15 protein-coding genes are annotated in these 14,349 nt (G+C 72.6%); 13 read left to right on the forward strand and 2 right to left on the reverse strand.

Annotated elements, in window-relative coordinates; translation table 11 throughout:
• The 13 genes from ACGFI7_RS32550 to ACGFI7_RS32610 all read left to right on the forward strand — a co-directional run bounded on the left by ACGFI7_RS32550 (window position 1) and on the right by ACGFI7_RS32610 (window position 12,610).
• Window positions 1-1,068 carry a glucose-1-phosphate thymidylyltransferase gene (locus tag ACGFI7_RS32550; protein ID WP_393411304.1) on the forward strand — a complete coding sequence of 356 codons (1,068 nt, stop codon included), beginning with the start codon at window positions 1-3 and terminating at the stop codon, window positions 1,066-1,068.
• On the forward strand, window positions 1,065-1,994 hold the full coding sequence (rfbB, locus tag ACGFI7_RS32555; RefSeq protein ID WP_393411306.1) for a dTDP-glucose 4,6-dehydratase: 930 nt from the start codon (window positions 1,065-1,067) through the stop codon (window positions 1,992-1,994). Before ACGFI7_RS32550 ends, rfbB begins: the two co-directional genes overlap by 4 nt.
• Window positions 1,991-2,848: a dTDP-4-dehydrorhamnose reductase gene (gene rfbD / locus ACGFI7_RS32560; protein WP_393411308.1), complete on the forward strand. Its 858-nt coding sequence runs from the start codon at window positions 1,991-1,993 to the stop codon at window positions 2,846-2,848. The genes rfbB and rfbD overlap by 4 nt, the downstream gene beginning before the upstream one ends.
• Window positions 2,845-3,456 carry a dTDP-4-dehydrorhamnose 3,5-epimerase family protein gene (locus ACGFI7_RS32565; RefSeq protein WP_393411310.1) on the forward strand — a complete coding sequence of 204 codons (612 nt, stop codon included), beginning with the start codon at window positions 2,845-2,847 and terminating at the stop codon, window positions 3,454-3,456. Before rfbD ends, ACGFI7_RS32565 begins: the two co-directional genes overlap by 4 nt.
• The gene (locus ACGFI7_RS32570) at window positions 3,453-4,655 is read left to right on the forward strand and encodes a class I SAM-dependent methyltransferase (protein ID WP_393411312.1); all 1,203 of its coding nucleotides are present in this window, start codon (window positions 3,453-3,455) and stop codon (window positions 4,653-4,655) included. The genes ACGFI7_RS32565 and ACGFI7_RS32570 overlap by 4 nt, the downstream gene beginning before the upstream one ends.
• Window positions 4,652-5,431, forward strand: coding sequence for a sugar phosphate nucleotidyltransferase (locus ACGFI7_RS32575; RefSeq protein ID WP_393411314.1), 780 nt, complete (start codon window positions 4,652-4,654; stop codon window positions 5,429-5,431). Before ACGFI7_RS32570 ends, ACGFI7_RS32575 begins: the two co-directional genes overlap by 4 nt.
• A complete protein-coding gene (locus tag ACGFI7_RS32580; protein ID WP_393411316.1) occupies window positions 5,428-6,078 on the forward strand; it encodes a PIG-L deacetylase family protein in 651 nt (216 codons plus the stop codon). The genes ACGFI7_RS32575 and ACGFI7_RS32580 overlap by 4 nt, the downstream gene beginning before the upstream one ends.
• Window positions 6,079-6,083: 5 nt before the next feature.
• Window positions 6,084-7,103, forward strand: a complete 1,020-nt coding sequence (locus ACGFI7_RS32585; protein ID WP_393411318.1) for an NAD-dependent epimerase/dehydratase family protein — start codon at window positions 6,084-6,086, stop codon at window positions 7,101-7,103.
• Window positions 7,100-8,368 carry a DUF4910 domain-containing protein gene (locus ACGFI7_RS32590; RefSeq protein ID WP_393411320.1) on the forward strand — a complete coding sequence of 423 codons (1,269 nt, stop codon included), beginning with the start codon at window positions 7,100-7,102 and terminating at the stop codon, window positions 8,366-8,368. Before ACGFI7_RS32585 ends, ACGFI7_RS32590 begins: the two co-directional genes overlap by 4 nt.
• Window positions 8,368-9,324, forward strand: a complete 957-nt coding sequence (locus tag ACGFI7_RS32595; RefSeq protein WP_393411322.1) for a hypothetical protein — start codon at window positions 8,368-8,370, stop codon at window positions 9,322-9,324. Before ACGFI7_RS32590 ends, ACGFI7_RS32595 begins: the two co-directional genes overlap by 1 nt.
• Window positions 9,321-10,769: an oligosaccharide flippase family protein gene (locus tag ACGFI7_RS32600; protein WP_393411324.1), complete on the forward strand. Its 1,449-nt coding sequence runs from the start codon at window positions 9,321-9,323 to the stop codon at window positions 10,767-10,769. The genes ACGFI7_RS32595 and ACGFI7_RS32600 overlap by 4 nt, the downstream gene beginning before the upstream one ends.
• Complete coding sequence (locus tag ACGFI7_RS32605; RefSeq protein WP_393411326.1) at window positions 10,756-11,631, forward strand: glycosyltransferase family 2 protein; 876 nt, start codon at window positions 10,756-10,758, stop codon at window positions 11,629-11,631. The genes ACGFI7_RS32600 and ACGFI7_RS32605 overlap by 14 nt, the downstream gene beginning before the upstream one ends.
• Window positions 11,632-11,692: 61 nt before the next feature.
• The gene (locus ACGFI7_RS32610) at window positions 11,693-12,610 is read left to right on the forward strand and encodes a hypothetical protein (RefSeq protein WP_393411328.1); all 918 of its coding nucleotides are present in this window, start codon (window positions 11,693-11,695) and stop codon (window positions 12,608-12,610) included.
• Here the strand turns inward: ACGFI7_RS32610 and ACGFI7_RS32615 are convergent.
• Both ACGFI7_RS32615 and ACGFI7_RS32620 read right to left on the reverse strand, forming a co-directional pair.
• Complete coding sequence (locus ACGFI7_RS32615; protein WP_393411330.1) at window positions 12,589-13,461, reverse strand: DUF6492 family protein; 873 nt, start codon at window positions 13,459-13,461, stop codon at window positions 12,589-12,591. The genes ACGFI7_RS32610 and ACGFI7_RS32615 overlap by 22 nt on opposite strands.
• A complete protein-coding gene (locus ACGFI7_RS32620) occupies window positions 13,458-14,342 on the reverse strand; it encodes a DUF6492 family protein (protein ID WP_393411332.1) in 885 nt (294 codons plus the stop codon). Before ACGFI7_RS32620 ends, ACGFI7_RS32615 begins: the two co-directional genes overlap by 4 nt.
• Between the last annotated feature and the right edge of the window lie 7 nt (window positions 14,343-14,349).

Below are 14,349 nucleotides of genomic sequence, written 5' to 3' on the forward strand. Positions count from 1 at the left end.
GTGAAAGCGCTCGTGCTCGCCGGGGGGTCGGGCACACGGTTGCGGCCCATCACGCACACCTCGGCCAAGCAGCTCGTGCCGGTCGCCAACAAACCGGTGCTGTTCTACGGCCTGGAGGCGATCGCGGCCGCCGGGATCCGCGAGGCGGGGCTGGTCGTGGGCGACACCTGGGCGGAGATCGAGGCGGCCGTCGGTGACGGGTCGGCCTTCGGGCTGGAGGTTACTTACCTGCGCCAGGAGGCGCCGCTGGGCCTGGCGCACGGGGTGCTGATCGCCCGCGACTACCTGGGCGACGACGACTTCGTCATGTACCTGGGCGACAACTTCGTCGTCGGCGGCATCACCGACCTGGTGGACCGCTTCGCCAGGGAACGCCCGGCGGCGCAGATCATGCTCACCAAGGTCGGCGACCCGAGGCAGTTCGGGGTGGCGGAGCTGGACGCCCGAGGCAGGGTCGTCGGCCTGGAGGAGAAACCCGCGGTCCCGAAGAGCGATCTCGCGCTGGTCGGCGTCTACCTGTTCAGCCCGGCCGTGCACGCGGCGGTGGCCGAGCTGAAGCCGTCGTGGCGGGGCGAGCTGGAGATCACCGACGCGATCCAGTGGCTGCTGGAGGCCGGGCTGCGGGTGGAGTCGTCGGTCATCACCGGCTACTGGAAGGACACCGGCAACGTCGCCGACATGCTGGAGGTGAACCGGCTCGTGCTGGAGTGGCTCGACGCGGGGAACCACGGCCTGGTCGACGGGGCCAGCGCGCTGATCGGCCGGGTGCGGATCGAGGCGGGCGCGGTGGTGGAGCGCTCGCGGCTGGTCGGCCCGGTGATCGTCGGCGCGGGCGCGGTCGTCCGCGACTCGTACGTGGGCCCGTACACCTCGATCGGAGCGGGCTGCGCGGTCACCCGCAGCGAGGTCGAGTACTCGATCCTGATGCCGCGGGCGTCGATCGACGGGGTGGGCCGGATCGAGCAGTCGCTCGTCGGCCACGACGTCGAGGTCACCCGGGCGCCCGACACGCCCAGAGCTCACCGGCTCGTGCTGGGCGATCACAGCAAGGTACAGATCAGCTCATGAAGAGAATTCTGGTGACGGGCGGTGCGGGGTTCATCGGCTCGCACTTCGTCCGCGCGCTCGCGGGCGCCGACGTGACGGTGCTCGACAAGCTCACGTACGCGGGCAACCGCGCCAACCTGGACGGGGCCGCGCACACGTTCGTGCACGGCGACATCTGCGACGCCGGCCTGCTGGCCGAGGTGGTGCCGGGCCACGACCTGGTGGTCAACTTCGCCGCCGAGTCGCACGTGGACCGGTCGATCGGCGGGGCGGCCGAGTTCGTGCGCACGAACGTGCTGGGCACGCAGACCCTGCTGCAGGCGTGCCTGGACGCGGGAGTGCCCCGGGTGGTCCAGGTCTCCACCGACGAGGTGTACGGGACGATCGCCGAGGGGTCGTGGACCGAGGACGCGCCGCTGCTGCCACGCTCGCCGTACGCGGCCTCGAAGGCGGGCGGCGACCTGCTCGCCCGCGCCTACGCGATCACGCACGGGCTGAACGTGTCCATCACCCGCTGCGGCAACAACTACGGCCCGCGACAGTACCCCGAGAAGGTCATCCCGCTGTTCGTGACGAACCTGCTGCGGGGCCGGAAGGTGCCGCTCTACGGCGACGGCGGGAACGTGCGCGACTGGATCCACGTCGAGGACCACTGCGCGGGCATCCGCCTGGTGGCCGAGGCGGGCGGGCCCGGCGAGGTCTACCACATCGCGGGCACCGCCGAGCTGACGAACAGGGAGCTGACCGGCCGCCTCCTGGAGGCGTGCGGCAAGGGATGGGACATGGTGGAACACGTCGAGGACCGCAAGGGTCACGACTGGCGGTACTCGCTGGACGACGGGAAGCTGCGCGCTCTCGGCTACCGGCCGCGGATCCCCTTCGAGCAGGGCCTGAAGGAGACCGTCCGCTGGTACGCGGACAACCGTGACTGGTGGGCCGGCTTATGAGATGGCTGGTGACCGGCGGCGGGGGGATGCTGGCCGCCGACGTGGTGCACCGGATCGCCGTGACGGGCGAGCCGGTGCTGGCGCTCGCCCGCGCCGAGCTCGACCTGCGCGACGCCCGCGCGGTGCGTGACTTCGTCGGCGCCTACCGGCCCCGGGCGGTGGTCAACTGCGCCGGCTGGACCGCGGTCGACCTGGCGGAGACCCGTGAGGCCGCGGCCATGGAGGTCAACGGTACGGCGGTGCGCACGCTGGCCGAGGTCTGCGAGCGTTCCGGGGCGCGGCTGGTGCACGTGTCGACGGACTACGTCTTCGACGGCACGGCCGCCGGGCCGTACCCGGAGGACGCGACGCCCCGGCCGGTCAACGCCTACGGCCGGACGAAGCTGGCGGGCGAGCGGGCGGCGTTGGAGCACGGCCAGTACGTGGTCCGCACGGCCTGGCTCTACGGCGCGGGCGGGCCGAACTTCGTCCGCACCATGATGGACCTGGCGGCCACCCGCCCGACGGTGGACGTCGTGGACGACCAGCGCGGCCAGCCCACCTGGTCGGCCGACCTGGCCGACCACCTGGTCAGGCTGGCCCAGTCGGACCTGCCGCCGGACGTCTACCACGCCACCAGCGCCGGCGAGACCACCTGGTACGGCCTGGCCAGGGAGGTGTTCGGCCTGCTGGGCGCGGACCCGGACCGGGTGCGGCCGGTGCCGTCCACGGCCTTCCCGCGCCCGGCGCGGCGACCGGCCAACAGCCTGCTGGCGATCACGAGAGGCGAGCCGATCCGGCACTGGCGTGACGCGCTGCACGCCGCCTGGCCGGTGCTGAGCGGAGAGGCGGGCCGCCGGTGCGACGTGGCATGACACGCCCGGTCATGGAACCCCTGGGCATCGACGGCGCCTGGCGTCACACCCCGGTCACCCACGCGGACGCCCGCGGCGCGCTCCTGGAGGCGTTCCGCGCCGACGCGCTGCCGCGGCGGTTCGACCTCGCCCAGGTCAACTGCTCCGTCTCGCACCGCGGCGTGCTGCGCGGGCTGCACTACGCCGAGGTCCCGCCGGGCCAGGCCAAGTACGTGATGTGCGTGTCCGGCGCGATCCTGGACGTGGTGGTGGATCTGCGCACGGGATCGCCCACGTTCGGCCGGTGGGAGACGGTCCGGCTGGACGACGAGCAGCGCACCGCGACGCTGATCGAGGAGGGGCTGGGGCACGGGTTCATCACCCTGTCCGACCAGGCGACGGTCGTCTACCTCTGCACCGCCCCGTACACCCCGGCCCGCGAGCACGGCGTGCACCCGCTCGACCCGGCGCTCGGCATCGCCTGGCCCGCCCATCTGGAGCCGGTGCTGTCGGACAAGGACGCCGCCGCGCCCTCGCTGGCCGAGGCGCTCGCCACCGGGCTGCTGCCCTCGTACGAGGAATGCCGGACGTTCTACATGACCCAGGGGAGATCGGGAGCGATGGCATGACGACCTGCCGCCTCTGCGGGGCCGCCGGCCCGGCCTCGGTGGTGGACCTGGGGGCCACCCCGCCGTGCGAGCGGATCCTCACCGCCGCGCAGCTCGACGAGCCCGAGGTCACCTATCCGCTGCACCTGCGGGTGTGCACCGCCTGCTGGCTGGCGCAGCTGCCGCCGCTGATCACGCCCGAGGACACGTTCACCGACTACGCCTACTTCTCCTCCTACTCGACGTCCTGGGTGGAGCACGCGCGCGCGTTCGTCGCCGGGCTGTCGCCGCGGCCGGACGCGTTCGTGGTGGAGGTGGCCAGCAACGACGGCTACCTGCTGCGGCACGTGGTCGAGCGGGGCGTGCGCTGCCTGGGCATCGAGCCGTCGGTGAACGTGGGCGAGGCCGCCCGCCGGGCCGGCGTGCCGACGGTGACGGCGTTCCTCACCCCGGAGACGGCCGCGGCCGTGGTCCGCGAGCACGGCCCGGCCGACCACGTGGTGGCCAACAACGTGTACGCGCACGTGCCCGACGTGATCGGCTTCACCGAGGGGCTGCGGACGCTGGTCGCCGACGACGGCTGGGTGTCGATCGAGGTGCAGCACCTGCTCACGCTGATCGAGCGCAACCAGTACGACACGATCTACCACGAGCACTTCCAGTACTACACGGTCGCCTCGGCCCAGCGGGCGCTGGCGAGCGGCGGGCTGACCCTGGTCGACGTCGAGCTGCTGCCCACCCACGGCGGCTCCATCCGGCTGTGGGCGCGGCCGTCCGGCACGCCGGGCGAGCGGGTGCGCGACGTGCTGGCCCTGGAGAAGGCGGCCGGGCTGCACGACCTGTCCGGCTACCTGGGCTTCGCGGCCCGGGTCGCCAAGGTCCGGCGCGACCTGCTGGGCTTCCTCGTCGGCGCGGCCGAGGCCGGCAAGACCGTGGTCGGCTACGGGGCGCCCGGCAAGGGCAACACGCTGCTCAACCACTGCGGCGTCCGGCCTGACCTGCTCGCCTACACGGTGGATCGCAACCCGTACAAGCACGGCAAGTTCACCCCCGGCGCGCGCATCCCGATCCATGAGCCCGGCAGGATCGCCGCCGACCGGCCCGACTACGTGCTCGTCCTGCCCTGGAACCTGCGGGACGAGCTGATCGGGCAGCTCTCCTATGTCCACGACTGGGGCGGCCGGCTGGTCTTCCCCATCCCCGAGTTGGAGGTCGTGTGAAGGTCGTCCTCTTCTGCGGCGGGTACGGCACGCGGATGCGCACCGGAGCTCCCGGGGACGCGCCCAAGCCCATGCAGCTCGTCGGCCCGAGGCCGCTGATCTGGCACGTGATGCGCTACTACGCGCACTGGGGGCACAAGGAGTTCGTGCTCTGCCTCGGCTACGGGGCCCATCAGATCAAGGACTTCTTCCTCCGGTACGAGGAGACCGCGTCCAACGACTTCGTGCTCCGGCACGGCAGGGTGGAGCTGCTGGCCAACGACATCTCCGACTGGACGATCTCGTTCGTGCACACCGGCGTCGAGTCGTCCATCGGCGAGCGGCTGCGGCGGGTCCGCGACCATCTCGACGGCGAGGAGATGTTCCTGGCCAACTACGCCGACGTGCTGAGCGACGCGCCGCTGCCCGACATGGTCGACCGGTTCGCCCGCTCGGACGCGGGAGCCTCGCTGATGGTGGTGCCGCCGCCCGGCACCTTCCACTGCGTCGAGGTCGAGGAGGGCGGCATGGTGGGGCAGATCACCCCCGTCACCGAGATGCCGTTATGGGTGAACGGCGGCTACTTCGTGCTCCGCCAGGAGATCTTCGACCACATCCCCGAGGGCGGTGACCTGCTCGTCGACGGCTGCCGGGAGCTGGCCAAGCGCGGCCGGCTGCTCGCGTACCCGTACCGCGGCTACTGGCGGCCCACTGACACCGTCAACCAGCGCGTCGAGCTGGACCGCGCCTACGCCCGCGGCGACCGGCCGTGGGCCGTCTGGGAGACCGCGGCATGATCGACCTGCTTCCGGGCGACCTGCGCCGGGTCGCCGCCGTCGGCGCGCACTGCGACGACCTCGCGATCGGCGCCGGCGCCACACTGCTGACCCTCTGCGCCGCCCGCCCGGGGATCCGGGTCGAGGCGCTGGTGCTGTCGGGCGGCGGCACCGAGCGCGAGGCGGAGGAACGCGACGCGCTGGCGGCGTTCTGCCCCGGCGCCGACCTGCGGGTGACCGTCTGCAAGGTGCCCGACGGCCGGCTGCCCGCGCACTGGGACGAGGCCAAGCGGGCCGTGGAGGACCTGCGCGTCCGGATCTCGCCCGACCTGATCCTGGCCCCGCACCCGGGCGACGCCCACCAGGACCACCGCGGGCTGGCCGAACTGGTGCCCACCGCCTTCCGCGACCACCTGACCCTCGGGTACGAGATCGTCAAATGGGACGGCGACCTCGGCCGCCCCAACGCCTACCAGCCGTTCGACCTCGCCGTCGCCGAGGCCAAGGTCGCCCTGCTGTGGGAGCACTACCCCTCGCAGCGCCACCGCTCCTGGTTCGACAGGGAGGCGTTCCTCGGGCTGGCCAGAATCCGCGGCATCGAATGCCAGGCGCGCTACGCGGAGGCCTTCTACCTGCGCAAACTCACTCTCGATCTCGCTGGAGGCTGATCCGCATGCGCGTTCTGCTCACCGGGCACCTGGGATATCTGGGCACCGTCATGGCGCCGGTGCTGGCCGGGGCCGGCCACGAGGTGATCGGGCTCGACTCCGGGCTGTTCGCCGACTGCGTGCTGGGCCCGGAGCCGGTGGACCCGCCGGGTCACGTCGGCGACCTGCGTGACGTGCCCGCCGGGCTGCTCGACGGCGTCGACGCGGTGGTCCACCTGGCCGCGCTGTCGAACGACCCGCTGGGCGCGCTGGCCCCCGAGCTGACCTACGCCATCAACCACACGGCCTCGGTCCGGCTGGCCAGGCTCGCGCGGGACGCCGGGGTGCGCCGCTTCCTGTACGCCTCCACCTGCTCGGTGTACGGGGCCTCGGGCGGGGACGACCTGCTGGACGAGGACGCGCCGCTGCGGCCGGTCACCCCGTACGCGGAGTCGAAGGTCCGGGTGGAGGACGACCTGGCGGAGCTGGCCGACGACGACTTCTCGCCGGTCTACCTGCGCAACGCCACCGCCTTCGGGTTCTCGCCCCGGCTGCGGGCCGACATCGTGCTGAACAACCTGGTCGGGCACGCCCACCTGACCGGCGTCGTGCGGGTGCTGTCGGACGGCACGCCGTGGCGGCCGCTGGTGCACGCGGCCGACATCGCCGAGGCGTTCGCCGCCGCGCTGGCCGCGCCGCGCGAGGCCGTGCACAACCGGGCGTTCAACGTCGGCTGGGAGCAGAACAACCTCACCGTGGCGGAGATCGCCGGGCACGTGGTCGAGGCGGTGCCCGGCGCCGAACTGCTCATCACCGGGGAGAACGGGGCGGACCCGCGCTCGTACCGGGTGGACTTCACCCGGATCAGGGCCGCGCTGCCCGCGTTCCACGCCCGGTGGACCGTCAAGGCGGGCGCGGTCGAGCTGGCCGACGCCTACCGCGAGCACGGGCTGACCGCGGACGGGTTCGAGCGGCGCTTCACCCGGCTGGCCAGGCTCGCCGACCGGCGGGCCGCCGGCACCGTCACCCCGGAGCTGCGCACGTGACCGGTGAGGAGATGCACGCCCTGGTGGAGCGGCTCTACCCGATCTGCCGCTCCATCACCGGCGACGGCGTGCGCCGCACGCTGGACGTCATCGGCGAACACCTGCCGCTCGACGTGCACGAGGTGCCCACCGGGACGCAGGTGCTCGACTGGACGGTGCCCAAGGAGTGGAACATCCGCGACGCCTACGTCAAGGACCCCTCCGGCGCCCGGGTGATCGACTTCCGCGGGCTCAACCTGCACGTGCTGGGCTACAGCGTGCCGGTGCGCGGCACGTACCCGCTGGAGGAGCTGCGCCCGCGGCTGCACACGCTGCCCGACCAGCCGGACCTGGTGCCGTACCGGACCAGCTACTACAGCGAGACCTGGGGCTTCTGCCTCAGTCAGCGGACGCTCGACGGGCTCGGCGAGGGCCCGTACGAGGTGCTGATCGACTCGACGCTGGCCGACGGGCACCTCACCTACGGCGAGCACGTCGTGCGCGGGACCAGCGACGAGGAAGTGCTGATCTCCTGCCACGTGTGCCATCCGTCGCTGGCCAACGACAACCTGGCCGGGATCGCGGTCGCCGTCGCGCTCGCCGCCCGGCTGGAGTCGCCCCGGCTGACGTACCGGTTCGTGTTCGCGCCCGGCACGATCGGCGCGATCACCTGGCTGGCCCGCAACCGCGACCGCGTCGGCCGGATCAAGGCAGGGCTGACGCTCGCCTGCGCCGGCGACCCCGGCCCGCTCACCTACAAGCGCAGCAGGCGCGGCGACACCGTCGTCGACCGGGTGATGACGCACGTGCTCGCCGACCGGCCGCACACCGTCCTGGACTTCTCGCCGTACGGGTACGACGAACGCCAGTACTGCTCGCCCGGCTTCGACCTGCCGGTCGGCAGCCTCACCCGGACCCCGTACGCGGGCTACCCCGAGTACCACACCTCCGGCGACCACCCCGGGTTCGTCACCGCCGAGGCCATGACCGGGACGTTGGAGGCGCTCCAGGACGCGGTGCGGGTGCTGGAACGCGACGGCCGCTACCGCAATCTCAGCCCGTACGGCGAGCCGCAGCTCGGCCGGCGCGGCCTGTACGGATCTGTCGGCGGGCGCAGTGACACGCGGCAGGCCCAGCTGGCGATGTTATGGGTGCTGAACCAGTCCGACGGCGGCCCCAGCCTGCTGGACGTCGCGGACCGGTCAGGGCTGCCCTTCGACGTGATCGCCGACGCGGCCGCCGCGCTCGAGGGCGCCGGGTTGCTCAAGCGAGTGGGAGAGGGTTGATGGAGCTGCGGGTGGGGGACCTGGTCGAGGTCCGCAGCCAGGAGGAGATCCTGGCGACGCTGGACGAGCGGGGGGAGCTGGAGAACCTGCCGTTCATGCCGGAGATGACGCGCTACTGCGGGCAACGGCTGACCGTGCACAAGGTGGCGCACAAGCTCTGCGACACGATCAGCCGCAGCGGCATGCGCCGGATGGAGCGGGCCGTCCACCTCACCGGGGCCCGCTGCGACGGGGCCGCGCACGGCGGCTGCCAGACCGCCTGCTCCCTCTACTGGAAGGAGGCCTGGCTCAGGAAGGTCGAGCCGGACGAGCCGCCGCGGCCCGCCGCGCCGTCGCCCCGGCTGCCGCCGCTGCTCCAGGTCAACACCCGCAAGGGCCAGGACGCGTACTCCTGCCAGGCCACCGAGCTGCTCCGGGCGGCGCCGACCTGCCTGCCCTTCCGCGACCTCGGCCAGTACGTCACCGACGTGCGCAGCGGGAACGCCGGGGTGCCCGCGGTGGTGCGGGCGTTCCTGGTCGGGCTGTTCAACCGTTTGCAGGAGGCCGCCAAGAAGGCGCTGCCGCGCCGGCTGTGGTTCCGGCGCGGGCTGCGCTGGGGGTTCGTCGAAGGGCGGGCCGGGCGGACCACGCCCACCGGCAAGCTCGACCTGCGGCCCGGCGAGCTGGTCAGGATCAGGACCAAGGACGAGATCTGCGACACGCTCAACGCCGACCTGCTCAACCGGGGGCTCGGCTTCGAGGAGGAGATGGCCCGCTACTGCGGCAGGACCGCGCGGGTGCGCGCCCGGGTGGAGCGCTGCCTGGACGAGCGGACCGGGCGGATGCTGCACATGAAGACCCCCTGCATCATCCTCGACGACCTGGTGTGCGAAGGCGTCTACAACGCGAACTGCCCGCGCGAGTTCGTCCCGTTCTGGCGGGAGATCTGGCTGGAGAGGGTCGAGGACCGTACGTGAGCGACGTCGGAGAGGTCGGGCGCAAGGCGGGCCGCGGCCTGCGCTGGAGCCTGCTCGGCAACCTGGTCATGAAGGCCGGGTCGTTCGCGATGAGCCTGGTGCTGGCCCGGCTGCTGTCGAACGACGACTTCGGCGTGTTCGCCATCGCGCTGGCGGCCAGCCAGTTCGTCATCTTCGTCAACGACGCCGGGGTCATCGCCGCGACCGTGCAGTGGCGGGGCGAGCTGGAGGAGATCGCGCCCACCGCCACCGTCGTCGCCATCACGTCCAGTCTCACCCTGTACGGGCTGTTCTGGGTGATCGCCCCCTTCTACGCGAGCTTCGCCGGCGACGCGGACGCGACCTGGGTGATCCGCATCCTGATGGCCACCAACGTCGTCTACGGGCTGACCGCGGTGCGCAGCGCCGCCCTGCTGCGCCGCTTCGAGCAGGACAAGCTCGCCTGGGCCAACCTGGCCGGGTTCTGCGCCAACGCGAGCGTCTCCATCACCCTGGCCGCCGGCGGGGCCGGGGCCTACAGCTTCGCCTGGGGACAGCTCAGCGGGGCCGCGCTCACCGGCGTGCTGGTGCTGGTGCTGGCCCGGGTGCGGATCGCGGTCGGCTTCGACCGGGCGCTGGCGGCCCGGCTGCTCCGCTTCGGGCTGCCGCTCTGCGTCGGGCTCGGCATCGAGGGGCTGCTGCTCAACGTCGACGTGGTGATCGTCGGCGACACGCTCGGCACCGCCCGGCTCGGCTTCTACCTGCTGGCGTTCAACATCGCCGCCTGGGTGCCGGGGATCATCGGCACCGCCCTGCGGTACGTGGCGCTGCCCAGCTTCTCCCGGCTGGCCGAGGAGGGCCCCGGCGCGGTCCGCGAGGGGGTGCGGCGGGCGGTCCCGCTGCTGGGCTGCCTCGTGCTGCCGATCGCGGCGGTCATGTGCGTGCTCGCGCCGGCGCTGGTGGAGTTCCTGTACGGGGAGCGCTGGCTGCCCGCCGCCGAGGCGCTGCGGTTCCTGGCGATCGTGATGGCCGTGCGGCTGCTCAGCATGCTGATCACCGACATCCTGGCCGGGCTCGGCGCCACCAGGGCCACCCTGTGGGTGAACCTGGTCTGGGCGCTCGCGCTGGTGCCCGCCCTGCTCGTCGGCGCCCGTACGGGCGACATCCAGGGCGCGGCGGCGGCGCACGCGGTGGTCGCGGTGGTGCTCGCGCTGCCGCTGCTCGCGTTCGCGCTGCGCCGGGCCGCGGTGCCCGTCGGGCTGTTCGCCGCCGGGCTGGCCAGGCCGCTGCTCGGCGCGGTGCTCGCCGGCCTGGTGATGGCCGGGCTCGCCGCCGTCGTCGACGGCGCGTTCCTGCAGCTCAGCGTCGCCGGCGGGGCCGGAGCACTGCTGTTCGTGCTGGTCGCGGTGCCGCGCGCCGCGCTGTCGCAACTCGTACGCGGAGGGAGGGCCCATGCCGCCCGCTGACCTGGTCTCGATCGCGCTGCCGGTGCGCAACGGCGCCGACCGGCTGGAGGGGGTGATCCGGTCGGTGCTCGCCCAGGACCACCCGCACCTGGAGCTGGTCGTCTCCGACAACGCCTCCACCGACGGCACCGAGGAGCTCTGCCGCGACCTGGCCGCGGCCGACCCCCGGATCGTCTACCACCGGCACCCGGAGAACGTCGGCCTGCTCAACAACTTCCTGCACGCCGCCCGGATCTCGCGCGGCGCGTACGTGCGCTGGATCGGCGACGACGACCGGCTCGACCCGGCCTGCGTCTCGCGCGGGCTGGCCGCGTTCGCCGCCGACGAGCGGGTCGTGCTGGTCACCACCCAGGTCGCCTACACCGGCCCCGACGGCGTGCCGCGCACCGCCGCCTACGACGGCACCGCGCTGTCCTCCGACGACCCGGTGACCCGCTTCGCCGAGATGCTCCGGCTGCTGAACGAGAGCCATCTGCTGATCGACCCGCTGTACGGGATGCTGCGCCGCTCGGTGGCCACCGGCATCCCGCGCCGCAACATGCTGCGCGAGGACGAGGTGTACGCCGCCAAGCTGGCGCTGGCCGGGCCGTGGGCGCACGTGCCCGAAGTGCTCGCGCACCGCAACTGGCGGCTGGAGCGGATCGCCGGAGTGGCCCGGCGGCTCGGGGTGCCGGCCTGGCAGGCGCACCTGGCCAACACCCTGCAGTGCCGGGAGTTGCTGTCCTGGCTGCGGCACGCGGATCTGACCGACGACCAGCGGCGGCGGGCGCGCGGCGAGGTGCTCAGGATGTACGCGCGACGGCAGCGCCGGACGGTGGCGCACCGGGGCCGCAAGCTGCTCTCTCTTGCGCGTTTGGTGTAACAGGCGGCATGAACTGCGCGATTTCCTCTTTGTACCGTTATTTTCGACGGGGGCGGACATAGTGGGCTTTTGGAAGACTGTCGTCGGCCTGGCCCGGAGGAAGTTCGTCGGGCCCCCGGTCGCGGTGGCGGCGATCCTGCTGGCCCTGGCCGGCTGGTTCCTCATGCCCGACCGGTACGTGTCGACCGCGTCCATGGTGCTCACCGTGCCCGCCAGCGGCGGAACCCTGGAGACCCTGCCCGAGTCCAAGCCGGGGCTGACCAACCCGCTGCTCCAGTTCAACGACGCGCTGCGGACCACCGCCGGCATCCTCATCCTGGCCACCAACACCCCCGAGGTCGCGGCCGAGCTGGGCGTCACCGAGGACGGGCCGACCTCGCTCACCATCAACGACGGGCGGACCAACCCCGACCTGCTGGGCATCAGCACCAACGGGCCGTTCGTGTACATCGAGGTGGAGAGCACCTCGCCGCGGCTCGTCAGGGAGGTCATGGCCAAGGCCCAGCAGCGGGTCAAGCTGGAGCTGGCCGAACGGCAGGTGGCACTGGACGCGCCGATCAGCACCCACATCGGCATCCTCGACGTCATGCGGCCGTCCGTGCCTAAGCCCATCGTCCAGAACCGCCTGATGGCCGCGGCCGGGGGCGGGCTCCTGGGCGTCGCGGCCGGGCTGGCGCTGGCGTTCGCGCTGATCCGGTTCGACGTCCCCGCCCGCCTCCGCGCCCGGGTCCTGAAGGAGAAGGACCCCGTCCCCGAGCCCGCTCCCGTCGCCGAGGAGGCGCCGCGCCGGAACGGGACGCACCCCGCACGCGCCTCCTTGCCGTCGTTCCCGCTGACGGTGGAGGAGCTGGAATCCGAGGACGACCCGGCCTCCGGCGAGGACGTCGGCGACACCCAGCAGTTCCGGGTCGTCGGCGAGGACACCGGGCCGATCGAGGTGGTGTCCCGCAAGGGGGGTCAGCCGGACTCCACCACCTGAGCGCACCGGCGGATCGCCGCCAGCCGGGACGCCATGGGCATGTGGGACTTGGCCGAGAGCATCATCCCCACCGCGTCCGGCCCCAGCCGGTCGGCGAAGGCCACCGCCGTGGCCTCGTCCCACGGCTCGTGGTGGTAGCTCAGATGGCAGATCGTCGTGTTGACCGGCGGCTCCGCCTTCAGCACCTCGTCCACGAACACCCCGTACAGGATGAACTCGGAGATGTGCAGCTGCGCGTTGAAGGCGTCCAGCCAGTCCCGTCCCGTCACCTCGGTGATGCGCCGCTGCATGGCGCGCACGATCTGCGGGTCCCAGAACGTCAGCGCGGTCACGTAGTCGGGCAGCGGGGGCGGCGGCGGTGGCGGCAGCCCGAGCAGCTCGCGCGCGACGTGGTGCCAGAGCACGTGCCGCTCCATCGAGGCGGTGACGCCTTCTTCGAGGCGGTACAGGCACAGCCGCCCGTCCCGGGTGAACGACGTCGCGTCGGTCGGCCGTACCAGCACCGCGTCGGAGTCGACGATGAGCATGGCGTCGGCGTCGATCAGCCCGGCGGCGGCGATCTTCACCGTCTGCTGCATCACCCAGCCGCGCAGAGGCGGCCACGGGCGGCGGGAGTTGACGTACACGTCCGTGCCGGGCATCCGCAGGTAGCGGCGGGGCAGCAGTTCGGAGCGGACCCACACGTGGCAGCGCGGCCCCTGGTACGGGGCGAACAGCTCCTTGTCGCCGGGCGGCACGAACACGTGGTGGATGGTGTCCTCGGAGGTGTGCTCCAGCACCGACCGGTGCAGCAGGGCGAACAGTTCGGCGTCTTGGGCGTAGGACGGCGTGATGACCGCCAGCTTGCTCAAGGAGGGCTCCCATCGAGTTCGGTGACCTGGGCGCAGCGCTGGATGGCGGCCAGACGCGCCGCCACGGGGGTCCGTGACTTGGCGGAGATCATCATGCCGATCGCCCGGGGTCCCAGCCGTTCGGCGAAGGCCACGGCGCCGGCGTGGTCGAGCGGGGTGCGGTCCCACCGGCTGTGGCAGATCGCGGTGTCGCCCGGCGGCGGCGTCTTCAGCACCTCGTCGACGAAGACCCCGTACACGATGAACTCCGACACCCGCAGGTGGGCCGTGAAGGCGCCCAGCCAGTCGCGGCCGGTGGTCTCCTCGATCCGCGCGATCATGGCGCGCACCACGGCCGGGTCCCAGCAGGCCAGCGGGCTGACGTAGTCGGGCAGTGGCGGGGTGGCGATGCCGGGCAGGCCGAGCAGGTCGCGGGCGGCGCGGTGCCAGGTGACGTGCTCGGGCATGCCGTCGTGCACGGCGCCGTCGGCCCGGTACAGGACGGTCTGGCCGTCACGGACGAAGTGTTCGGCCCCGGCGTCGCGGACCAGCACCACGTCGGAGTCGGCGACCAGCACCACCCGCGCGTCCAGCCGGGCCGTCACGGCGATTTTCGCCGCCTGCTGCACGACCCAGCCGCGCAGCGGCGGCCACGGCCGCGCCGGGTCGATCCAGAGCGCGGTGCCGGGCAGGTGGGTGATGCGGCGGGGGAGGATCTCGGGGTACGTCCACACCCGGCAGCGCGGCCCCGCGTACCCGGCGAACAGGGCGCGGTCCGAGGCGGGCACGACCACGTGGTGGACGGTGCCGCCGGAGGTGTGCTCCAGGACCGAGCGGTGCAGGTGGGCGAAGAGGCCTGCGTCGGGCCGGTAGGTGGGCGTGACGACGGCCAAATCGCTCATGAAGACC

The sequence above is a fragment of the Nonomuraea sp. NPDC048826 genome, from assembly GCF_043198225.1.
In the GTDB taxonomy this organism is placed as follows: Bacteria; Actinomycetota; Actinomycetes; order Streptosporangiales; family Streptosporangiaceae; genus Nonomuraea.

Bases quoted from the DNA above. Each gene is read 5' to 3' on its own strand.
- ACGFI7_RS32580 (WP_393411316.1), top strand. From the start codon at position 5,428: ATGATCGACCTGCTTCCGGGCGACCTGCGCCGGGTCGCCGCCGTCGGC.
- ACGFI7_RS32605 (WP_393411326.1), top strand. From the start codon at position 10,756: ATGCCGCCCGCTGACCTGGTCTCGATCGCGCTGCCGGTGCGCAACGGC.
- rfbB (WP_393411306.1), top strand. From the start codon at position 1,065: ATGAAGAGAATTCTGGTGACGGGCGGTGCGGGGTTCATCGGCTCGCAC.
- ACGFI7_RS32595 (WP_393411322.1), top strand. From the start codon at position 8,368: ATGGAGCTGCGGGTGGGGGACCTGGTCGAGGTCCGCAGCCAGGAGGAG.
- ACGFI7_RS32585 (WP_393411318.1), top strand. From the start codon at position 6,084: ATGCGCGTTCTGCTCACCGGGCACCTGGGATATCTGGGCACCGTCATG.
- ACGFI7_RS32565 (WP_393411310.1), top strand. From the start codon at position 2,845: ATGACACGCCCGGTCATGGAACCCCTGGGCATCGACGGCGCCTGGCGT.
- ACGFI7_RS32570 (WP_393411312.1), top strand. From the start codon at position 3,453: ATGACGACCTGCCGCCTCTGCGGGGCCGCCGGCCCGGCCTCGGTGGTG.
- rfbD (WP_393411308.1), top strand. From the start codon at position 1,991: ATGAGATGGCTGGTGACCGGCGGCGGGGGGATGCTGGCCGCCGACGTG.
- ACGFI7_RS32620 (WP_393411332.1), bottom strand. From the start codon at position 14,342: ATGAGCGATTTGGCCGTCGTCACGCCCACCTACCGGCCCGACGCAGGC.